This is a genomic window from Lysinibacillus canaveralius, from assembly GCF_047301505.1.
GTDB lineage: Bacteria > Bacillota > Bacilli > Bacillales_A > Planococcaceae > Lysinibacillus_B.
Genome location: NZ_CP154840.1, coordinates 2,858,897 through 2,880,660, shown reverse-complemented (window position 1 = coordinate 2,880,660; position 21,764 = coordinate 2,858,897). Strand labels below are relative to the sequence as shown.

The 21,764-nt window shown below is 41.4% G+C and carries 26 protein-coding genes; 22 read left to right on the top strand and 4 right to left on the bottom strand.

Annotated elements, in window-relative coordinates; all coding sequences use genetic code 11:
* The first annotated feature begins 5 nt into the window (after positions 1-5).
* The 6 genes from AA0Y26_RS14695 (at position 6) to mtnN (ending at position 5,237) form a co-directional block, all read left to right on the top strand.
* Entirely contained in the window at positions 6-938 is a 933-nt protein-coding gene (locus AA0Y26_RS14695) for a peptidase U32 family protein (protein WP_413362835.1), read from the top strand.
* A gap of 15 nt (positions 939-953) precedes the next feature.
* Positions 954-2,234, top strand: coding sequence for a peptidase U32 family protein (locus AA0Y26_RS14690; protein WP_413362834.1), 1,281 nt, complete (start codon positions 954-956; stop codon positions 2,232-2,234).
* Positions 2,234-2,869 carry a uridine kinase gene (gene udk / locus AA0Y26_RS14685; RefSeq protein ID WP_413362833.1) on the top strand — a complete coding sequence of 212 codons (636 nt, stop codon included), beginning with the start codon at positions 2,234-2,236 and terminating at the stop codon, positions 2,867-2,869. The genes AA0Y26_RS14690 and udk overlap by 1 nt, the downstream gene beginning before the upstream one ends.
* A gap of 253 nt (positions 2,870-3,122) precedes the next feature.
* On the top strand, positions 3,123-3,617 hold the full coding sequence (gene greA / locus AA0Y26_RS14680; RefSeq protein WP_413362832.1) for a transcription elongation factor GreA: 495 nt from the start codon (positions 3,123-3,125) through the stop codon (positions 3,615-3,617).
* Between the two features lie 186 nt (positions 3,618-3,803).
* On the top strand, positions 3,804-4,481 hold the full coding sequence (locus tag AA0Y26_RS14675) for a YrrS family protein (RefSeq protein ID WP_413362831.1): 678 nt from the start codon (positions 3,804-3,806) through the stop codon (positions 4,479-4,481).
* A 63-nt stretch (positions 4,482-4,544) separates the two neighbouring features.
* Positions 4,545-5,237 carry a 5'-methylthioadenosine/S-adenosylhomocysteine nucleosidase gene (gene mtnN / locus AA0Y26_RS14670; protein ID WP_413362830.1) on the top strand — a complete coding sequence of 231 codons (693 nt, stop codon included), beginning with the start codon at positions 4,545-4,547 and terminating at the stop codon, positions 5,235-5,237.
* Positions 5,238-5,716: 479 nt separating this feature from the next.
* Here the strand turns inward: mtnN and sigK are convergent, their stop codons facing one another.
* Positions 5,717-6,400: an RNA polymerase sporulation sigma factor SigK gene (sigK, locus tag AA0Y26_RS14665; RefSeq protein WP_413368227.1), complete on the bottom strand. Its 684-nt coding sequence runs from the start codon at positions 6,398-6,400 to the stop codon at positions 5,717-5,719.
* 98 nt (positions 6,401-6,498) lie between these two features.
* Entirely contained in the window at positions 6,499-7,038 is a 540-nt protein-coding gene (gene pssA, locus AA0Y26_RS14660) for a CDP-diacylglycerol--serine O-phosphatidyltransferase (RefSeq protein ID WP_413362829.1), read from the bottom strand.
* A 338-nt stretch (positions 7,039-7,376) separates the two neighbouring features.
* On the opposite strand from pssA, the gene AA0Y26_RS14655 reads away from it, so the two are divergent.
* The 12 genes from AA0Y26_RS14655 (at position 7,377) to AA0Y26_RS14600 (ending at position 16,942) form a co-directional block, all read left to right on the top strand.
* The gene (locus tag AA0Y26_RS14655) at positions 7,377-8,159 is read left to right on the top strand and encodes a phosphatidylserine decarboxylase (RefSeq protein ID WP_413362828.1); all 783 of its coding nucleotides are present in this window, start codon (positions 7,377-7,379) and stop codon (positions 8,157-8,159) included.
* Positions 8,160-8,191: 32 nt separating this feature from the next.
* Positions 8,192-8,710: a YqeG family HAD IIIA-type phosphatase gene (locus tag AA0Y26_RS14650; protein WP_413362827.1), complete on the top strand. Its 519-nt coding sequence runs from the start codon at positions 8,192-8,194 to the stop codon at positions 8,708-8,710.
* A gap of 2 nt (positions 8,711-8,712) precedes the next feature.
* On the top strand, positions 8,713-9,816 hold the full coding sequence (gene yqeH / locus AA0Y26_RS14645; protein WP_413362826.1) for a ribosome biogenesis GTPase YqeH: 1,104 nt from the start codon (positions 8,713-8,715) through the stop codon (positions 9,814-9,816).
* A 126-nt stretch (positions 9,817-9,942) separates the two neighbouring features.
* On the top strand, positions 9,943-10,773 hold the full coding sequence (gene aroE, locus AA0Y26_RS14640; protein ID WP_413362825.1) for a shikimate dehydrogenase: 831 nt from the start codon (positions 9,943-9,945) through the stop codon (positions 10,771-10,773).
* A 5-nt stretch (positions 10,774-10,778) separates the two neighbouring features.
* Positions 10,779-11,084: a ribosome assembly RNA-binding protein YhbY gene (yhbY, locus tag AA0Y26_RS14635; protein WP_413362824.1), complete on the top strand. Its 306-nt coding sequence runs from the start codon at positions 10,779-10,781 to the stop codon at positions 11,082-11,084.
* Positions 11,085-11,095: 11 nt separating this feature from the next.
* The gene (locus tag AA0Y26_RS14630; protein WP_413362823.1) at positions 11,096-11,662 is read left to right on the top strand and encodes a nicotinate-nucleotide adenylyltransferase; all 567 of its coding nucleotides are present in this window, start codon (positions 11,096-11,098) and stop codon (positions 11,660-11,662) included.
* A complete protein-coding gene (gene yqeK, locus AA0Y26_RS14625) occupies positions 11,652-12,215 on the top strand; it encodes a bis(5'-nucleosyl)-tetraphosphatase (symmetrical) YqeK (protein ID WP_413362822.1) in 564 nt (187 codons plus the stop codon). Before AA0Y26_RS14630 ends, yqeK begins: the two co-directional genes overlap by 11 nt.
* A gap of 3 nt (positions 12,216-12,218) precedes the next feature.
* Positions 12,219-12,566: a ribosome silencing factor gene (gene rsfS, locus AA0Y26_RS14620; RefSeq protein ID WP_413362821.1), complete on the top strand. Its 348-nt coding sequence runs from the start codon at positions 12,219-12,221 to the stop codon at positions 12,564-12,566.
* Positions 12,559-13,296: a class I SAM-dependent DNA methyltransferase gene (locus AA0Y26_RS14615; RefSeq protein ID WP_413362820.1), complete on the top strand. Its 738-nt coding sequence runs from the start codon at positions 12,559-12,561 to the stop codon at positions 13,294-13,296. Before rsfS ends, AA0Y26_RS14615 begins: the two co-directional genes overlap by 8 nt.
* Positions 13,297-13,416: 120 nt before the next feature.
* Positions 13,417-14,016: a helix-hairpin-helix domain-containing protein gene (locus tag AA0Y26_RS14610; RefSeq protein WP_413362819.1), complete on the top strand. Its 600-nt coding sequence runs from the start codon at positions 13,417-13,419 to the stop codon at positions 14,014-14,016.
* Positions 14,017-14,097: 81 nt separating this feature from the next.
* On the top strand, positions 14,098-14,673 hold the full coding sequence (locus tag AA0Y26_RS14605) for a ComE operon protein 2 (protein ID WP_413362818.1): 576 nt from the start codon (positions 14,098-14,100) through the stop codon (positions 14,671-14,673).
* Complete coding sequence (locus tag AA0Y26_RS14600; protein WP_413362817.1) at positions 14,651-16,942, top strand: DNA internalization-related competence protein ComEC/Rec2; 2,292 nt, start codon at positions 14,651-14,653, stop codon at positions 16,940-16,942. The genes AA0Y26_RS14605 and AA0Y26_RS14600 overlap by 23 nt, the downstream gene beginning before the upstream one ends.
* A gap of 63 nt (positions 16,943-17,005) precedes the next feature.
* Here AA0Y26_RS14600 and AA0Y26_RS14595 read toward each other — a convergent pair whose 3' ends face one another.
* Positions 17,006-17,176 (bottom strand): YqzM family protein, encoded by a 171-nt coding sequence (locus AA0Y26_RS14595; RefSeq protein WP_413362816.1) that lies wholly within the window; start codon positions 17,174-17,176, stop codon positions 17,006-17,008.
* 169 nt (positions 17,177-17,345) lie between these two features.
* Here AA0Y26_RS14595 and holA point away from each other — a divergent pair, with 169 nt between their 5' ends.
* Both holA and AA0Y26_RS14585 read left to right on the top strand, forming a co-directional pair.
* Positions 17,346-18,359: a DNA polymerase III subunit delta gene (holA, locus tag AA0Y26_RS14590; RefSeq protein WP_413362815.1), complete on the top strand. Its 1,014-nt coding sequence runs from the start codon at positions 17,346-17,348 to the stop codon at positions 18,357-18,359.
* Between the two features lie 64 nt (positions 18,360-18,423).
* Entirely contained in the window at positions 18,424-18,861 is a 438-nt protein-coding gene (locus AA0Y26_RS14585) for a hypothetical protein (protein WP_413362814.1), read from the top strand.
* A 173-nt stretch (positions 18,862-19,034) separates the two neighbouring features.
* Here AA0Y26_RS14585 and rpsT read toward each other — a convergent pair whose 3' ends face one another.
* Positions 19,035-19,283, bottom strand: a complete 249-nt coding sequence (rpsT, locus tag AA0Y26_RS14580; RefSeq protein ID WP_413362813.1) for a 30S ribosomal protein S20 — start codon at positions 19,281-19,283, stop codon at positions 19,035-19,037.
* A 162-nt stretch (positions 19,284-19,445) separates the two neighbouring features.
* On the opposite strand from rpsT, the gene gpr reads away from it, so the two are divergent.
* Both gpr and spoIIP read left to right on the top strand, forming a co-directional pair.
* Positions 19,446-20,465: a GPR endopeptidase gene (gpr, locus tag AA0Y26_RS14575; RefSeq protein WP_413362812.1), complete on the top strand. Its 1,020-nt coding sequence runs from the start codon at positions 19,446-19,448 to the stop codon at positions 20,463-20,465.
* Positions 20,466-20,518: 53 nt separating this feature from the next.
* Positions 20,519-21,301 (top strand): stage II sporulation protein P, encoded by a 783-nt coding sequence (spoIIP, locus tag AA0Y26_RS14570; RefSeq protein ID WP_413362811.1) that lies wholly within the window; start codon positions 20,519-20,521, stop codon positions 21,299-21,301.
* Positions 21,302-21,764: the final 463 nt, after the last annotated feature.

The following is a 21,764-nucleotide window of genomic DNA, read 5'->3' as shown; positions in this document are numbered from 1 at the left end:
CAAGGGTGAAGAAACCAGAATTATTAGTAACGCCGCAAACAGTTGCACATGTTCAAGATTTACTTGAGGCCGGTGCAGATGCGTTTGTAATTGGAGAACAGAAATTTGGTCTGCGTTTGGCAGGAGAGTTCAATGTTGCACAAGTAGAAGAAGCAACAACACTAATCCATGCTGCCGGGAAAAAAGTATATGTAGCGGTGAATGCATTATTCCACAATGACCGATTAGAAGCTTTAGATGAATACTTAAAGGAAATGCAGCGAATCGGGGTTGATGCTTTACTTTTCGGCGATCCTGCGGTTGTAATGGCCGTACGCGAGTTAGGTATTACAATTCCGCTGCACTGGAATCCTGAAACAATTGCTACAAACTGGTTCCAAGTGAACTACTGGGGAGAACGCGGCAGTAAGCGTGCTGTTTTAGCACGTGAGCTGTCTTTGGATGAAGTGCTGGAAATTAAAGAAAACGCAAAAACAGAAATCGAAGTTCAAGTACATGGCATGACTTGTATGTTCCAGTCAAAACGTTCACTACTAGGCAACTACTTCCTGTACCGCGATCAAGTGATGGAAGTGGAAAACCGTAAGGAAAACAAAAGCATGTTCCTTCATGATAAAGAACGTAAAAATAAATACCCGATTTACGAGGATGTAAACGGCACACATATCTTTTCGCCAAACGATATGTGTATTATTGACGAATTAGGTGAACTGTTCGAGGCAGGTATCGACTCATTAAAATTTGATGGTATTCTTCATTCATATGAATACATTGTCAAAGTAACCGGCTTATACCGCCAGGCAATCGATGTATACTTCGAGCAAGGTGAAGAAGCGTACGAAGATATCAAAGATGATTTACTCGCACAAATTGAAGAAATTCAACCAGCATTGCGTCCACTCGATACTGGCTTCATCTTCAAGGAAACAGTTTACTAGAAAGGAGCGGTTTACATGCTGCAGTTAATTCAAAACGAAAAAATTCGTGAAACAAAAGAAGGCAAACGTGTCATTGTGAAAAAGCCTGAGCTGCTTGCACCGGCCGGCAGCCTGGAAAAACTTAAGATAGCCGTTCATTACGGAGCGGATGCGGTATTTATCGGCGGTCAGGAATTCGGTCTACGCTCAAACGCAGATAACTTTACGATTGAAGAAATGCGTGAAGGGGTAGAGTTTGCTAAGAAATACGGCGCTGTTGTGTACGTAACGACAAATATCTTTGCCCACAATGAAAATATGGACGGGCTTGAAGAATATCTACAGGCAATTGAAGGAGCTGGCGTAACAGGGATCATCGTAGCAGACCCGCTAATCATCGAAACGTGCCGCCGTGTTGCACCGAAACTCGAAATCCACCTTTCAACCCAGCAGTCTCTATCAAACTGGAAAGCCGTGAAATATTGGAAAAATGAAGGCCTTCACCGTGTTGTATTGGCACGTGAAGTGGGCGCAGAGGAAATGCGCAAAATGAAAGAGGAAGTGGATATTGAAATCGAAGCATTTGTTCACGGAGCGATGTGTATTGCTTATTCCGGACGCTGTGTTCTTTCAAATCATATGACAGCACGTGACTCAAACCGTGGAGGCTGCTGTCAATCTTGTCGTTGGGATTACGATCTATATGAAGATAAAGACGGTGAAGAAGTGCCGTTATTTGAAGAGGGCGATGCGCCATTCGCCATGAGTCCAAAAGACTTGAAATTGATCGAATCGATTCCTCATATGATCGAGCTTGGCATCGATTCTTTAAAAGTCGAAGGCCGTATGAAATCAATTCACTATGTAGCGACAGTTATTTCTGTATATCGTAAAGTAATTGACGCATACTGTGCAGATCCGGAGAACTTCCAGATTAAAAAAGAGTGGCTGGAAGAGCTGTCCCGCTGTGCAATCCGTGCAACTGCTTCCTCTTTCTTCGAATCAGAACCAACTTACAAGCAGCAAATGTTCGGCTTCCATGCTTCTAAACCAAAATGGGATTTTGCCGGCCTTGTGCTTGATTATGATGAAGAGACGCAAATGGTAACAATGGAGCAGCGTAATTACTTCAAGCCAGGTGATACAGTTGAATTCTTTGGACCTGATATTGAAACATTCCAGATGACAGTGGAACGGATCTGGGATAAAGATGGCAACGAATTAGACGTTGCTCGCCATCCGCTGCAAATTATCAAATTTAAAGTAGATCGACCGCTTCATGCATACAACATGATGCGAAAGGAGAACAAGAAGTAATGAATAAGCGTCCAGTAGTCATCGGAATCGCCGGTGGATCATGTTCAGGTAAAACAAGCGTGACGCGCGCCATCTATGAAGTTTTCCGCGAACATTCTGTGGTTGTTATCGAGCAGGATTATTACTATAAAGATCAAAGTCATATGACGTTTGAAGAACGGTTGGAAACAAACTATGATCATCCGCTAGCGTTCGATACAGACCTATTGATCGATCATGTTAACAAGCTTTTGAACCGTCAGGCAATCGACAAGCCGGTATATGATTATGTACATCATACGCGTGCTGATGAAGTAATTCATGTCGATCCGAAAGATGTCATCATCCTAGAAGGTATTCTTGTATTAGAAGACGAGCGCCTGCGAGAACTGATGGATATTAAACTATTTGTAGATACTGACCCGGATTTACGCATTATCCGACGAATCCAGCGCGATATTAAGGAACGTGGACGTACAGCTGATTCAGTTATTGAGCAGTATTTGACTGCAGTCCGCCCAATGCATAATATGTTTATCGAGCCTACAAAGCGATATGCAGATGTCATTATCCCGGAAGGCGGGGATAATGGGGTTGCAATTGATTTGATGGTTACAAAAATTAAAACAATTCTTGAAACTGACTCGATTGTATAATATGATGTATTGGTATTGACAATATTTACATTCAATATATTTGAATAAAACAAAATAATAATTCATTAACATACTCATGAAATTCGACTATAAGCATTGATGACGACGCATGTCTTTTTGGACGTGCGTCGTCATATACATAGCTAATAGTCGGGTTTTATGCTATGTATAACTATTTCTTTAAGAAAACGATTGCATTTTAAACACTAAGGTGTATAGTAATGTTTTCAAGGAAGATGAAGGAGTGAGCATTTTGTCAAATGAAAAACAATATCCAATGACATTGGACGGAAAAGCGAAGTTAGAGGAAGAATTAGAATACCTAAAAACGGTAAAACGTAAAGAAGTTGTAGAGCGTATTAAAACTGCCCGCTCTTTTGGTGACCTTTCTGAGAACTCTGAATATGATTCAGCAAAAGAAGAGCAGGGGTTTGTAGAAGGCCGTATTTCTACGATTGAATCCATGCTTCGTAATGCCCTAATTATTTCGGACGAGCAGGATGACAATACGGAACTTTTAGTATCGCTTGGCCGTACGGTAACATTTGATGTTTTGGAAGATGGGGAGCCTGAAGGTGAGCCGGAATCCTATAAAATCGTCGGTTCTGCAGAAGCTGATCCATCAGAAGGCCGTATTTCAAACGATTCACCAATGGCTAGAGCATTAATGGGTCATAAGGTGAATGATAAAGTAAAAATTACGACACCTGGTGGAGAAATGGAAGTCGTGATTGTAGAGATTAAATAATATAATAAGTTGTTCCCATTCGTTTACGGGAACAACTTTTTTATTTGGCAGTCCTATAGTAAGGAAGGTTTCCTAAAATGAGAAGTGCAATTTTAAAAGTGCCATTTGAGTAAGAGAATAGGTATGCTTCTAGTAGGCATGTCTTATCCAATCTTGGTAAAATGACTTCAGGAAGGGGGATTATATATGAGTAAAGAAGAGAAAGAGCAATTGGACCACCCGCAGCCTGCTACACGTACAAAAAGACGTAAAGACTATAAAATGGATCGCACCTTGAATTACTTAATCGGGATTGTATCAGTATTAATCGTAATTAGCTTGATTGTGATTTTTACTGGAAATGAAGACGAGAAGATAGCAGAAGAGTCTGCTGAGGAAACACCGGTCGATAAAAAGCCAGTAGAAGAGGAAGAAAGCGAGGAGGGGATAGAAGAGGATTCTGAAGAGACAGATCTTCAGCCATCCACTCAAGAGGAAGAGCCGGCAGAGGAAGAGCTTACAGAATCTGATAGCGGCGCTCCGACTGTTTCTTCTTCGAATCAGCCTGCAGTAGATGAAGTGTGGACAAATGACGCGTGGGAGCCTTATCCAACAGCACAAACAGGTGACCACACGTCGACGTTTACAGAAGGGCATATTGATTATGAGGAGAAGCTGAATGCGATTTATTCTGTCATTCCGCTTGAACAACAGGAAAGTATCCTCTGGTCTATAAAAAATAATGGCAATGCTAAATCAGCGATTGCAGTCATCTCTTCGAATGACAAAGTACAAAAATTTAGAGTAGCAATCGAATGGATAGATGGTCAAGGATGGATGCCTCAGCAGGTAGAAGTGCTGAATACGCTTGAAGGCACATATTAGCTTGACATATATCTACTTGATTGATTATTTTAAGTAGAGTGTCTTGAAATGGAGGAACTATTAATGAAAATTGCCGTAATCGGAGCAATGGAGCAGGAAGTAGAACAGCTTCGTGCTACATTGGAAAACACAAAAACTGAAACAATTGCAAACAGTGAGTACACAACTGGAACGTATAAAGGAAAGGAAGTCATTCTGCTAAAGTCAGGAATCGGTAAAGTAAATGCAGCCATGACAACAACAGTATTACTACATACGTTCAAACCAGATGTCGTCATTAATACAGGTTCTGCAGGTGGATATGACCCAGCGCTTGAGGTTGGGGCAGTTGTTATTTCTGATGAAGTACGCCACCATGACGTTGACGTAACAATCTTTGGATATGAAATGGGACAAGTGCCGCAAATGCCTGCAGCATTCAAAGCTGATATGAAATTAATGGAGGTAGCCCGTGAAGCAGTAACGGAGGTAGGAGAGCACCAATATGGTATCGGATTAATCTGCTCGGGAGATGCATTCATGAACGATCCGGAACGTGTAGAGAAGGTACGAGAATATTTCCCGCAAATGAAGGCCGTGGAAATGGAAGCGGCAGCTGTTGCGCAGGTTTGCCATCAGTTTGATACGCCATTTGTAGTAATCCGAGCGCTATCTGATATTGCAGGCAAAGAATCAAACGTCAGCTTTGATGAATTCCTGCCAGTCGCTGCGAAACACTCAACAGCTATTGTTTTAAAAGCGATTGAGAAACTATAATTTCTGCTGGATCAGTATGTCTCTATTCTACTGAAATTTTGCTATATGAGACGCTTCGAAGTGTTAAAAAAATCACAGTCATTTTTTTCTTCCCATGGTACGATGAAAGAAAATCAACCTGAGGAGGTAAAGGTATGGTATTTTTCATGACACTTGCAATGGGAATCACGGCGGTTTTAATGCTGTTCATAACAGCCGATGTAGCAGACTATAAGCAATAAAAAATGCGAATTTCAGAGTAAAGACAAAGTCAGTTTTTGACTTTGTCTTTACATTTCTTCAGATAATTTTTTAGTGAAGTTGTACTCTGTCTTGAAAATGTTTGCCAACAGGCTGAAATGCGCATGCAAACTATTCATTTCTCATGCGCATTTTTCATTGCTAATACATAATAAGTTAAAGGTGTTACAGAAATGGGATTACCAATTCAAACGAGCTCAATGGATTTTGCACGTCAATTTTATCTAAAAAGAAAAGTATTACGTTTGATGCTTAAATTGCTGGTACAACTTTACAAGTGCTCTTTTTTCAATGCGGGAAACATAGCTTCTTGATATATCCAATTGTTTGGCAATTTCCTTTTGTGTTAATGGTTTTACACTATTTAATCCATAGCGTAAGGTGATAATTTCCAACTCCCGTGCATCAAGAACTTTTAAATACTGATACAGCTGCTGGTGGCGCTCCCTTTCCTCAATTTGGTCAATTGTGGGTTTCTCTTCAAATTGAAGTAAATCCCGTATCTGCAAAGCCTGCCCGTCTTTATCCACACCGATCGGTTCAAATAGTGACACATCTTTTTGGACCTTTTTTTGGGCCCTCAGATGCATCAAAATTTCATTTTCAATACAGCGCGCTGCATACGTGGCGAGCCGTGTTTTTTTATTCGGGGTAAAACTTGCCACAGCCTTCATTAAACCGATTGTTCCGATGGAAATATAATCATCGAGCTGCTCGTGTGGCGGATGAAATTTTTTCACGACATGTGCAACAAGCCGCATATTACGTTCGATTAAATCGAGCCTGGCCTGCTCGTCACCGGCTAAAAAACGATCAAGTACTTGCTTTTCTTCTTCACGCGTGAATGGTTTGGAAAAAGCCTGCCCCTTTAAGTACCCAACTAACGAAGGGAAGTCTAGCCATAGCTGAAGAAGTGATACCATGATGCCCACGAAGCCATCCTTTCCTTTTTCGCAGTATATGTCGAAAAAGCGCAGAAAATGAAAAAAGGCTACGCATAAATCCTTGCGCAACCTTTTAGTTAAATTTTCTTTAAAGTAAATGTACTGATCATCAATACGGCCAAGATAGGGAATAAGAACATATAAAAGACCGGTGATAAAGTATTGAAAAAGAAAAATGAAAGTGTCAGAAGTGTACCGGCTGCTGTAATGGGCAGTCCCACAAAGTAACCGTTTGAATCCATTACATTGAAACGGGCCAGTCGAAGTGCACCGCATGAAATATAAAGAATCGCCATAAACATTCCAGCACCGCCGAAATCCCTTAATGCGATTTCATACATCAATAAAGCCGGCGCCACACCAAATGAAATAATATCTCCCATGGAATCAAGCTGTTTTCCCAATTCGGACTCCTGATTGAATTTCCTCGCCACCTTGCCGTCGTAGCGATCGAGGAATGCCGCAATAAATATAAATAACACACTATAACTATATAATTCGTTCAATGTGGCCATAATAGCCGCACCACCAAACGACATGTTTAGTATTGTAATTAAATTAGCAGCGTTCGATTTTATTTTCTTCAAGGTTACGTCGACCTTATGAAGAAGAAACATTAGAAACACTCCTTTGCACTTTACTATTATTTTATTATACTCTGAAATGGGCACGTAAGAAAGATTGTTCTCACATCAATTATATGAAAATTGCTTTCCAACGTTCTCATAAACAATTATAATAACCTTTTACCTTCTTTCAGCACAAGTCTCCCATCTCTAAAGGTGGCGAGATAAATACTGAGTTATACTGCATTTCAGCGGGTGTTTTGACGCTCGCCCAAAATATGTGAAAGCCTTTGGCGGATATCCAGGATTCGGAATACACTTCTTTGTACAAGCACAAAGCCGAATCAATTATGCCGAGGCGTAATTGATTTATAGTTGGGGGAATACCGATGAAAGAAAGAATCTATCAATCCATGATTGAGCTTACAAATGGAAAACAAAGCTCAATTCTGCTAAAAAAGCTGACAACATCAGCACTTAGTAAAAAGTTTATTCGAAGTTACACTAAAGTATACGAGATTAATATAGAAGAAGTTTCAAAAAGCGTAGAGAATTTTAAGAGCTTGCATGAATTTTTTACACGATCACTGAAAGAAGGTGTTCGTCCGATTGCAGAAGGTGAAAAGGTGTTTGCCAGTCCTGTAGACGCGAAAATTGAGGCATTTGGTGATATTCGGGATAGTATGACACTAATGGTAAAAGATAAACCATATTCCCTGATGGATCTGCTCGGCAGTGAGGAGCGTGCAGCAAGATACCAAAATGGAAAATATATTGTGTTTTATTTGAGTCCTGCTGATTATCACCGTATCCATAGCCCGGTAAATGGGGATGTAGTCCGCCAGTACGTACTTGGTCAAAAATCCTATCCGGTGAATCAGTTTGGCTTGACGTATGGCAAGAAACCAATCAGCCATAATTATCGTATGATTAGTGAGCTTGCATATGCGCAAAATCGACACACTGCCTTTATTAAAGTGGGAGCGATGTTTGTCAATTCCATTCAGTTGACGAATGTGACGGAGGTATGGTCAAAGGGAGAGGAAGTTGGCTATTTTACTTTTGGTTCGACAGTTGTGATGCTGTTTGAAGAAGATGCTATAGAGTTTTGCGAGAATGTTGCATCCGGCACTGCCATTCGGATGGGTCAAGCGTTTGCAAATATGCTATAATCAATAATTATGAACGTGAGGGAGATTTAGGTTTGTATAATCATTTATTGCCAGATAAATTTGTATCGACTGTATTCGATATTACACCAGAAAAACTAAAAGAAATGGGTTTCCGTGGAATCATAACGGATTTGGATAATACGCTGATTGAATGGGATCGCGCAGATGCAACAGAAGAGCTTGCTGCTTGGTTTAAGCGTATGCAGGATGCAGGTATTCGCATCGTTATTGCCTCTAATAACAATGAAGAGCGTGTAAAACGTTTTGCGGAGCCTTTAGGCATCCCGTATATTTCACGTGCACGAAAACCGTTAGGAAAGGGTTTTTATCAGGCGCTTGTCCGTCTAAAACTGAAACGTGAAGAAGTGGCGATGGTAGGCGATCAATTGCTGACAGATGTCATGGGAGCAAAACGCCAAAAGCTATATACAATTTTAGTACGTCCGGTTGCGCAATCGGATGGTTTTGTGACGCGCTTCAACCGTTTTGTGGAGCGCCGTGTGTTTAATGAACTAAAACGAAAAGGTATTAAGACTTGGGAGGATTTATAAGAATGAATGAAATGCCAAACTGTATTGGCTGTGGAGCAGTAATTCAGACAGAAGATAAAAATGGATTAGGATATGCACCGCCTTCTTCTCTCGAAAAAGAGACGATTATTTGCCAGCGCTGCTTCCGCCTGAAAAACTACAATGAAATCCAGCCGGTAAGCTTAACGGATGACGATTTTTTACGTATATTAAACGGCCTTGGAGAGCAAAAAGGACTTATCGTAAAAATCGTAGACATATTTGACTTTAATGGAAGCTGGCTGCCTGGCTTACACCGATTTGTTGGCAAAAATCCGGTATTGCTTGTTGCCAATAAAGCCGACTTGCTCCCTAAATCAGTAAAGGCAAACAAGGTAGTCAATTGGCTTAAGCGTGAAGCGAAGGCGCTTGGGCTGAATCCGATCGATGTGATGCTTGTATCGGCTCATAAAGGAAAAGGGATGGCTGAGGTAACGGATGCAATTGAACAATACCGTAAAGGTCAGGATGTATTTGTCGTCGGCTGTACAAATGTTGGAAAGTCTACGTTCATCAATCGCATCATCAAACAGGCGACAGGTGAAGGAGAAGTTATTACAACCTCTCATTTCCCGGGAACAACGCTTGATATGATTGAAATACCGCTTGATGATGGATCTGCGCTATATGATACACCGGGAATTATCAATCATCACCAAATGGCACATTATTTAGACGCAACTGAGTTAAAATATATTATGCCGAAAAAAGAAATTAAGCCAAAAGTATACCAGCAAAATGAAGGGCAGACATTGTTTATTGGCGCCTTAGCACGATTTGATTTCATTAAAGGAGAGCGCTCCGCATTTACAGTGCATGTAGCAAATGATCTGCCAATCCATCGTACGAAGCGTGAGAAGGCGGACAATTTATATGCTGAGCATAAAGGAGAGCTCTTAGCTCCTCCAACAGCTGCGCATATTGATAAGCTGCCGGAGCTAACTCGACATGAATTCTCTATCAAAGAAGGAAAAACAGATGTTGTAATCTCAGGACTTGGCTGGGTTACCGTACAGCATCCCAATGTTGTAGTAGCCGCTTATGCACCAAAAGGGGTACAAGTGTTTATCCGCCCTTCGTTGATCTAACGCTTTAACATGAAATAAGGCTGGAGAAGTATTCTACAACGCCTTTTCTGTCATGGATATACTTCAGCCATATGAATAGAAGCAATATAATTGTTGCACATAGTCAATTGAAAAGGATGAGTTGAGATGAAAAAGTGGTTTGCGGTCATTGGAGATCCGATTGCACAGTCCAAATCTCCAAACATGCATCATGCGTGGTATGAAGAAACAGGAGTAGATGCAGCCTATATTCCACTCCATGTGAAGGAGGGGGACTTGAAGCAGGCGGTTCAATCATTGAGACTGCTTGGTGCAAGCGGTTGGAACGTAACGATTCCTCATAAACAATCGATCATTCCATTTTTAGACGAGTTAGATGAGTTGGCACGAAAGATGGGTGCAGTCAATACAGTTGTTCGGCTGAAAGATGGCAGGCTGAAAGGGTATAACACAGACGGTCCTGGTTTTGTGAAGTCACTGGAAGAAGCAATCGGCACAGAGCATCGAAAGCAGCGGCTGCTTTTAATAGGAGCAGGTGGAGCAGCAAGAGGTATCGCTTTTGCTCTTCAACAGGCAGGGTATACATCTATTACAATAGCCAACCGTACAATGGAGAATGCAGAAGCAATTATACAGGAGATGGGAGAAGGGCAGGCTGTATCGCTTGAAGAAGCAGAAAGCACACTAGATATGTATAAAATCTTTATTCAGACGACACCTGCTGGCATGAGTACTGGCAATTTTAACCTTCCATTCTCTCTTGAAAAGTTTCCGGCAGGCGCAATTGCAGCGGATATTGTGTATAATCCATTAATGACGCCATTTCTACTTGCGGCTGAAGAAAAAGGTGCGAAAATCGTGAATGGACTTGGTATGTTCGTTCATCAAGGGGCAATTGCTTACCAATACTGGCTTGGTGAGTACCCAAATACAAATGGAATGATTGCTCGTCTGACAGAGCAATTAGGAGGAAAATAATTTTTATGTTAACAGGTAAACAAAAACGCTTTTTACGTGCTGAGGCACATCATTTAGACCCAATTTTCCAAGTAGGGAAAGGCGGCGTAAACGATCAAATGCTGCGCCAACTGCGTGACGTATTGGAAGCACGTGAATTGATTAAAGTACGTATATTGGATAATTGTGAAGACGATAAACACGAAGTAGCAGAAGCATTAGCTGCTGGTACACGTGCAGAATTGGTTCAGCTGATTGGGTTGACGGTCGTTCTTTATAAAGAATCACGAAATAACAAGAAAATCGTACTACCAAAAGCAGATAAAAAGTAAGGTGAGTGAGCATGAAGAAGGTCGGTATTTTGGGAGGGACCTTCAATCCTCCACATATCGGACATTTAATGATGGCAAGTGAAGCATTTGATGCACTTAGTCTTGATGAAGTGCGGTTTATGCCAAATGCTGTTCCCCCGCATAAAGAATCAAGCGGTGCCACTGATGAACAGCGTAAGAAAATGGTCGAACTGGCAATTGCAGATGCTCCTCATTTTACGCTGGAGACATTTGAATTAGAGCGCGGCGGTCTTTCGTATACCTTTGATACGATGAAAACGATGGCCCAGCAAGAATCAGAAGTTGAGTTTTGCTTCATCATCGGCGGAGATAGCATTGACCATTTGCATACGTGGTACCGGATTGAGGATCTTATACAAATTGTAACGTTTGTAGGAATTAGACGACCGGGCAGTGAAGCAGTAACAGAGTATCCGGTTTTGATGATAGATGCCCCTGAGATTGACCTTTCATCCACTTTATTACGAGAACGATTTGCAGCAGGAAAGACAGTAAGATATTTATTACCGAAGCCGGTGGAGGCTTTTATTCGAAAGGAAGGGTTATATGGAGCGTGAAGCTTTGCTTGAGTATATTCGTCCGCGAATGCCGGAAAAGCGTTATATTCATACGATAGGTGTAATGGAGACAGCCATTTTCCTGGCAAAGAAGTATGGAGAAGATACAAAAAAAGCGGAAATAGCTGCCATTCTTCATGACTTGGCAAAATATGAAGATGAAGATGCAATGCGGGCAATCGTGCGTGAAAATGGACTTGATGTACGCCTGCTTCCATGGGGTTCAGAAATTCTCCATGGACCAATTGCGGCATACCGCGCAGAGCATGAGCTGGGAATCAAAGATCAAGATATCCTGAATGCGATGCGTTATCATACGACAGGACGTGCTGGAATGAGCCGCTTGGAGCAGATCGTATATATTGCAGATATGATTGAGCCGAATCGTAAATATCCTGGAATAGAGCTTTTGCGTCAAACAGCGGAAGGGGATTTACAGCAGGCCATGAGAGCATGTATTCATCATTCCATTTCGTTTCTAGTAACGGCAGAGCTTCCGATCTACCCTTTATCAATCGAATGCTATAATGACTATTTAGGAGAGGAACTTTAATATATGAATGAAACTTTATTACAGCTTTCTTATAAAGCAGCAGATGATAAACACGCAGAGGATATCGTTGTTCTGAACATGCAAGGAATTTCTCTGTTGGCAGATTACTTTATCATTTGTCACGGGAATTCAGATCGCCAAGTACAGGCGATTGCCCGGGAAATTCAAGAAAAGGCAGTAGAAAACGGCCATGAAGTGAAACGCGTCGAAGGCTTCGATACAGCCCGCTGGATTCTAGTAGATCTAGGGGATGTAGTAGCTCACATCTTCCATAAAGATGAGCGTGCTTTCTACAATTTAGAGCGCCTTTGGGGAGATGCACCACAGCTAGAAGTGTCTGCAGATGAGTAGTTATCTCAGTTTTGCATATATTTATGATGAGTTGATGACAGACTTGCCGTATGACGAGTATGTAGAGTGGGTGATGCTGCATGCTCCGGCAGGTAAGTATCCGACATTGCTTGATATTGGGTGTGGTACAGGCAATCTTGCACTGAAGTTCGACACCGCTGGCTACAGAGTTAGCGGCGTCGACCTATCAGAAGATATGCTGATGATTGCTAATGCCCGTACAGAAGAAGCAGGTAAATCGATTCCGTACTTTGCTATGTCGATGGATGAACTGGAAGGCTTTGAGAATATTGATGTAGCAGTTATTCCAATTGATTCACTTAATTATGTAACAGAGGAAAAAGCGGTATATGAAACATTAAGCCGTATATATACAGCATTAAGAGACGGCGGGCAGTTATTCTTTGATGTTCATTCATTATTCAAGATGGATGAAATCTTTATGGATGGCCCCTTTACGTATGATGATGGACATGTTACATATATTTGGCATACGGAGCCGGGAGAGTATGAACACTCCGTCTATCACCAGCTGTGCTTTTATGTAGAAGGGGAAGAAGGCTTGTACGAGCGTTTCGATGAAGAGCATTTCCAGCGTACCTTCGCACCGAAACAGTATGCTGCGTGGCTGAAAGAGATTGGTTTCTCTGAAGTTCATGTTACAGCTGACTGGTTACCGGAAGCACCGACTGAAGAAAATGAAAGAATTTTTATAAGAGCAGTAAAATAGCATCTTTTCAAAAGAAGGCAAATTATGTATATTGGAGGTGACTCCATATGATTTGCCTTCTGAGAAAGGATGTTTTTTATTTTAAAAAATCTCATTGCAAAGTATGGAAAAAGAGTGCTAATGCCCAGCATTCTTTGTGTCGCTGGTGTATTTGTTTTTGTCTATATGCAGCGTGAAGAACAATCCTCTTTTGAATTAATTACAGAAGCTGAACCTGTACAGGCTGAACCGCAAACTCAGCTCCAGCAGGACGCTGCTGAAGAAAGTGAGCCGCTGCAGGTACTGGTAGATGTTAAAGGAGCAGTAAACTACCCTGGTGTCTATACGCTGACAGAGGAAGATCGTGTAGTAGATGCCATTACGCTTGCTGGCGGGTATATAGAAGAAGCAAATCCTTCCCTTATTAACCATGCTCAAAAACTGCAGGATGAAATGGTAATTTATATTCCGCAAAAAGGCGAGGAGCAGGAGATTACTATTCAAGACTTTACAGCGGTTAATAATATTAACGATGCTTCTGATCATGGAAAAGTGAACATCAATACAGCTGATGAAACACAGCTGACAACGTTACCGGGAATCGGCCCAGCTAAAGCGAAAGCGATTATTTCGCACCGGGAAGAACAGGGAGCGTTTCAAACGATAGAAGGCTTGAAAGAAGTTTCAGGCATTGGGGATAAGACTTTTGGACAGTTAAAAGATTTGATTGACATAAAATAAGCGGTATTTGAAAAATTGGAACATTGCCATGCGCATTCATTTTGACTAAACTAACAATAAGACAACATTGGAGGTAGTCATATGGAGCGAATAACATGGGATCAGTTTTTCATGGCACAGAGTCATCTATTGGCATTGCGGAGCACATGTACGAGATTGGCGGTCGGTGCAACAATTGTAAGGGAAAAGCGTATCATTGCTGGGGGCTATAATGGCTCGATTTCAGGCGATGAGCATTGTATCGATCAAGGGTGCTATGTAGTGGACAACCATTGTGTACGGACAATTCATGCAGAAACAAATGCGTTATTGCAGTGTGCAAAGTATGGTACGCCGGCAAACGGCGCAGATTTGTATGTCACACATTTTCCTTGTTTGCCATGTTCAAAGACGGTCATTCAGGCAGGTATTAAAAATGTGTACTATGCGAAGGATTACAAAAACAATCCATATGCACTTGAGCTTTTTGAAAAAGCAGGTGTTAATGTCGTACATATTCCATTCGATGAAGCCAAAATCGATTTTTTAATGGATGAAAAACTGCAGCTGGCCATTGATATGCTGCAAAAGATGCGTGAGCTTGGTGCTTCACATGAAGAATTGTTCCCTTATGAAGAGAAGGTGAACCAATTATTTGGTCAATTACTTAGAGCATAAATGGATCTATTATGCCTTATCGGTTTTAGTTGCTGCTATAGCGGCACATGAATCGGTAGGGCTTTTGTGTTTTCTGGGCTTGATTGGAGCGCTATGCTGGTATCGTGGATTTCACAGCCTTCATATACTCGCGCTGGGGGGAGTGGGGCTGCTAGCGTTTGGTTTTATTAGCTGGCAGCTAGAAAAGCTTGAAAGCCCATTAGAGCACCCTGTATCGCTGACTTTTACAGATACGTATACAATCAACGGACAAACACTGAGGGGCCTGATGAAGGATACACAGGGGCGTTCTATTTATATTGTCTATACATTTCAGTCTGAAAAAGAAAAGCGACAGTACGAGGCGGTCCCGCTTGCTGGAATGATTTTTTTAGTGGAAGGAGAAATGGCAGAACCAGCACAGCCTAATCACCGCTATAGTTTTTTTATGGGGGATTATTTGAAGAGTAAAGGAGCACTTGGCATTTTTGAGGTGTCTTCATTAAAAAGAATCGAAGAAAAAAAGACAATTTTACAGAGTATTTACAAGCAGCGGTTTCAGTTAAGCCAACATATTGAGAGGACATTTCCCGCTTCATTATCTGCTGAAGCGCAGGCACTGCTGATTGGCGTCAACGAAGGAGTAGAGGCAGAAATAGAACGTGCTTATCAGAAGCTCGGTATTACGCATTTGTTTGCCATCTCTGGGCTGCATATTGCCCTTGTCTCATTGCTCTTTTTCCAAGGCATGCTGCGGATGAGGATGCGTCGTGAATATGCTGCATTCCTTCTTCTTATCATTCTGCCGGTATATGCCTTGCTGGCAGGGGGTGCACCGTCCGTATGGAGAGCTGTTTTAGTTGTAGAGCTTGTGATGCTGGCCAAGTACTTTCGCTGGCGTCTGCCAATGGACGATGCGCTGGCCATTAGTTTCATTGTTTTCGTGTTATGGCAGCCAGGTGCTATTTATCAGGTTGGATTTCAGCTATCTTACTTAGCTACGGCAAGCCTTGTGTTCTCAGGTCCAATTCTAGCAAGGGCAAATACGTGGTGGATGCAGGGATTTCTTATGACTTTTGTTTGTCAGCTGCTCACCTATCCGCTCCTGCTCTATCATTTTTACGAGGTTAGTCTATCTTCTTTTATTGCTAATATTGTTTTTGTTCCTCTCTTTTCATTTATTATTTTGCCAATTAATTTACTGCTGCTGGCTGTCTCGTTTTTACCGGGGCCTATGGGGAACTTGTTATTTAGCTTATATGAACCCGTTAGAGCGTTTTTGACAGAGTTGATTTTGTATTTACAGAATATCCCGTATCAGATGTGGGTACCTGGAAAACCAACGGGCATATGGCTGCTTATTTTATATACAGGTGTTTTTGTGACACTGATAGTACTGACGAAGAATATGCAATTTCCGCAGGCGGGTGTCTACCTGCTTGTGCCGGCCATTCTGTTTCATGCCAGTCATTATATGGAGGGGGATGCCGTTGTGACCTTTATTAATGTAGGGCAGGGAGACGCTGTTTTAATTGAGTTGCCCAATAGACGCGGTGTCTATTTGATTGATACAGGCGGGCTCTTAAGATTTAGTCAGGAGCCTTGGAAAGAGAGAAGGAATGCATACGAAGTGGGTGCACAAGTGGTAGTTCCATATTTGAAAGGAAAGGGTATTGCAGCCATCGATAAATTGATTATCACGCATGCGGATGCAGACCATGTAGAAGGAGCGGAAGAAGTAGTGAAGGAAATAAGGGTAGGGGAAATTCATATTACACCAGGTTCTTATAAAAAGGGAGTAATGAAGGATTTATTACAAGAGGCAAAGAAGCAAAAAATCCCTATAAAAGAGCAGATGGCAGGGGGAGGCTGGAAAAAAGCGAACGTTCAATTCAAATATATTTGGCCAACAGACACCGAATATGAAGGAAATAATGACTCCCTTACATTGCTAATGACGTATGGGACGTTTAAAGCGCTCTTTACAGGCGATTTAGAAGAAGATGGAGAAAAGGCTATTATAGAACGAGAAGGCTCGGAAATCGCAGAGATAGATGTTTTAAAGGCTGGTCATCATGGAAGTAAAACCTCAAGCAGTGAATCATTCATTATTCATACGAGTCCTGCTCTTACTATTTTCATGGCCGGCAAGGATAATCGGTATGGTCATCCACATGAGGAAGTAGTTGAACGGTTTACAGGCAGGGATTTGCCTTTTATGACGACTGGACAGGAAGGTACCATAGAAATTAGAGTGAATAAAAAAGGCGTGAGGATGCGAAGGCAATAAAGTAAAAGGGCGTATCTTAAAAGCATGCTGCCTTTAAGATACGCCCTTTTCTTATACGTTAACTTAACGCATAGCCACTTCTACAATTACCGCAATGATGAACATTGTAGCAAAGAATCCGAATGAAACTACGAAACCGATTGCTGCATCTGGGAAGTCGTTCCCTTGCATTGCGCGTCCGCGTCCCTCGAATGGGTTTTCTGTCACGTAATTTGGATCAGAATGTCCTGCCATAAATATCCCTCCTACTCTTCCATCATTATAAGTCAACGCCTAGTAAAAATCTATATCTAAAGCAATAATTTCACAGTACCAGTAATCGCAAATTCGCCTTAAAATATTCACATTAACTCCCTCGAAAGTGTATACTAGATGGTACAGAATCGAGAGGGGGCCACTGTCCGTGAGTTTTACAAAAGCATGGCAAAATATAAAAAACGGGCAACTTGCACCTGTTTATTTACTGGTTGGAGAAGAATCCTATTTTATAGATGAAACAGTGAAACGTTTAAAAAAAGCAATGGGTAATGAGGAAGAAGCCGATATTATGCAATTTGACCTTAGTGAACAGCCGCTTGATTACGTGATTGATGAGGCGGATACAATCCCGTTTTTCACAGAGCGTAAGCTTATTATCGCCAAAAACGCGTCTTTTATGAAAGCTGCTGAAAAGGGAAAAGAGAAAATTGATCATAATATCCCACGACTTGAGACTTGGCTGAGTAATCCGAGTGATACAGCTGTGACGGTTTTTATTGCCCCGTATGAAAAACTGGACGAGCGTAAAAAGGTGACGAAACTGATGAAGCTGAAGGCACTCGTTTTGGAAGCGGTAACACCACAGGATAATGATTTGTACAGCTGGATAAAAACAGAAGTAAATGGATATGGAAAAGATATTTCAGATGAAGCGGCAGTGAAGCTCGTTGAAATGGTAGGCGCTAATATGCTGCAGCTGCAGATGGAAATTGAAAAGCTCTCTTTATATTTGGGAGAAGAGATTGAAATTACAGTGGAGCTCGTGGAAGATTTAGTGGCGAAAACACTTGAGCATGATGCTTTTAAAATGCTGAACGCTTATTTGTCGCATAATCAAAGAGAGGCATTATCTATTTACCATGATCTGCTGAGGCAGAAAGAGGAGCCGATTGCTCTTGTTGGATTACTTGCGTCCAATATCCGAACGATGAGCAACGTCTTCTATTTAAGTAAAAAAGGGTATGCACAGCATCAGATCGCCAAGCAGCTAAAGATTCATCCATACCGGGTGAAAATGATGTTAGAACAACGTCAAAAACCGTCAGAGCAGCGTCTCCTGCAGGCGTTGTATAGTCTCGCGAATGTTGATCTGCAGCTGAAATCAGTCAGTGGGAATCGTGAACGTTTTCTTGAAATGTTCCTAATGAAGCCACTGTAAGAAGTTTCCGATTTTCGCTTTTGGGTATACAAAATATAGCTGATCTTATAAGGAGGCTGTATGTATGCAAAAGGAAACGGGAGTTATTTATGTAGCTCATTCTACACAAGAAATGCTGGATAAACTTGAAGAGTTTGAAGAGATGCAGGTAGCGAATCGAATGATTCATATCATTACGAGAGATGCGAGGGAATTTGCCAGCCTGAAGTGGGACGCAAATATCCGAACACACGAAACAGACAATTGGCTTGCTGATTTATTCGGTGGAGATGACGATACCGGTTTAAGTGTGATGGATCTTTCGGAGTCAGAGAAAGCGGAGTACAAAAGGGAGCTCGAAGAAGGAGCGATTATTATGTATTTGGAAGGAGAAATATCCTTTGAGCCTGAAAAGGTACATGGGGACCTTGCCGTTAAACGTGATGAATCACCAGATTTTGTTGAGCCTCCCCTAACGGAACCTCGCTTACAATCATATGATGACCCAGATAAAAAAGCGTAATTATATGTGCAGACACAAAAGTAATAGAAGAGATGAATATAAATGAGCTATTCCATCAATTTTTTGTGGAATAGCTCATTTTATTATAATAGATCTTTAGAGCTTGGTGAATAATAGAAGCATCGGTATGTAAAAAGGCCGGATGCCTGGGCATCCGACCTTATCGTTCATCATTATGCTTTTTTAGCTAAACGAGATTTTTTACGAGCAGCTGCGTTTTTATGGATAAGACCTTTAGAAACAGCTTTATCAAGAGCTTTAGAAGCAGCAACTACTAATTCTTGTGTGTTTTCAGCACCTGTAGCGATCGCTTGTTCAGCTTTCTTAACAGTTGTACGCATAGCTGATTTTGCTTGAGAGTTTGCAGCGTTTGCTTTCTCAGCAACTTTTACGCGTTTGATAGCAGATTTAATGTTTGGCATAACTTTCACCTCCTAATTATAGGTACGAGATGAGTATTCTCACTTGTTTCATGTGTCAATACAACAAAAATCATTCTACCAAAGGAAGAAGAGAATTGCAATACATAAATGCAAAGAATATTTACTTGACAGTTAGAACATACTGATTTTTGAGGTGAAATTATGACAGAAGTAAATTGGAGCAGAACAGATTTAATTGATGAATCGGAACAAGTTGTGCAGCATCAATCAAAAGAAAAGAAGCGTACGCTGGAGAAAACAGCCGGTGTCCTGATGGAAGAATGGGATGAACAGCGTGTAAAGATTGCGAGGGTTAGTGTAAATGAAGAAGGAGAGGCACAGATCCAGAAAAAGGCAGGTATTTATACAACATTATCTATCCCGTCTCTAACAGTAGAAGATACGGAAGGGCTGCAGCAGCTTGAAAAAGTATTGACCAAGCATTTAAAATCGCTTCACGATCCGTTAAAGCTTACAAAAGAAGATAAGATTTTAGTGATAGGCCTAGGCAATAAAACGATCACACCTGATGCAGTAGGACCTGTTGCAATCGATTCGATGCAAAAGCATTTTGAAGATGAACGAAATGAACAGTTCATTATGTATGCTCCGGGTGTAACGGGACAGTCCGGCTTTGAAACAAAGGAATTTGTTGAAGCGCTTGTCAATAAAATTAAGCCGGGTTTGGTAATCGTCATTGATGCGCTCGCAACTCGTTCAAGTGAACGTCTATGCCGCACGATTCAACTTACAGATACAGGGATCCATCCTGGTTCCGGCGTAGGGAATCAAAGGGCTGAAATTTCCAAGGAATCACTCGGAGTTCCTGTTACTGCTATAGGTATCCCAACAGTAGTAGAGGCGACAGTGCTTTTGGCAGATGCAATTGATACCGTTTTTCGTACGATTGCTGGCAAAATTGCCGAGAAAAATGCTCCGTCAAGCAAGCTGTCTGTGACACCGTGGCAGCCTAGTGCCTCTACACCGATTGACTATAATTTACTGAAGCCGATTTTTGGAGAATGGTCTACATGGACAAAGGGAGATCGTGTTCAGCTTCTTCAAGAAACGTTTCAAAATAGAGAACGTTTAATTGTTACACCAAAAGAATGCGACATCTGGCTAATGCATTATGCAATGCTTGTCAGCAATAGCTTGTTCCGTTGGATTAAAGCTATTTAAACCGTTCTAAACGTACCATCTCTTCCATAAGATAGGGGGGAGGAGATGGTGCGATGAATAATATAAAACGATTTCTACTTTTTCTGTTGATACTATTTTTAATGCCGATTATTACCGGGCAACTACCGTTTCCAAACAATGAATATGAATCGGTTCATGTGCCAAAAGAACAAAAACTAGTTTATGCCTCTACTGAATTAGCAGTACCGGAGAAAAAAGTATTACTCGTATTTACTCACTCCCATGAAGCGTATAAACCTATCGTGGAAGCAAGTACCGGCATGCAGGAAGTATATAATGAGCAATTGAATATTTTCTCCCTGCGTGAAATGATGGAGGAGTACCTTTCCTTCCAAGGGCTGCAACCTAAAACTTTGCCAGTCGATTTGATGACAGAGCTAAAAAAACAAGGTAAAACGATTTCGTCTGCTTATAAGGTAGCTCGTCCATTTATTGCTGATGAAGTTGCCCTCCAGCCATATGATATGATTCTTGATGTACACCGTGACTCAGCCGGCAAAAAAGTAACGACATTAACAGCTGGTGATCTTTCTTATGCTAAAGTGGCATTTGTTGTAGGGATGGAGCATGCGAATCATAAAAGTAATCTTGCCTACTCCGAAAAGCTTCATACAGTCATGAACAGCATTATCCCTGGAATATCTCGAGGAGTCATGAAAAAAGAGGGTGAGGGTGTGGATGGTATCTATAATCAAGATCTTTCCCCTCAAATGGTGCTTGTAGAGATAGGCGGGATAGATAATACCGAGGAAGAAGTGACACGTACACTATCCGTCTTATCAGAAGCGGTAGCGAAAGTACTGCAGGAAAGCTGATCTCCTTCTTATCAATGAATGTATAGAGGGATATCCATGAAGAAGTACAAAGGAACACTTAGGAAAACCCCATTTTAAAATCTAAATAAGTGGAACAACACGTAATATAGCAGTCTGAAAAGGCATGAAAACGGCAGCGCCCGAGTTCATGCCTTTTACTATTGGTAAGCTTCTCGAGCAGCCGGTGATGTTTCGTGTAAATATTTAACCATCAGAAATCGCTTTTTAGAACAATTCATGCATTACTGAACGAAAAAGGCGGGTTTGCCAGGATTCCTTCTGTTCCAATGTTGTAGTTTTTATGATGTTCATAGTATAATTCAGTATAGTTTAAATTCATTCAGCCAAATTTTCCATTGAGACAGCAGTGGAACCAAATGTAGTTTGGCTATTTTTTATTGAGGATTAATGCCTGCTGAATGAATTTATTGCCTCCGGTGGATGTCACGGACTTTAAAGAGAG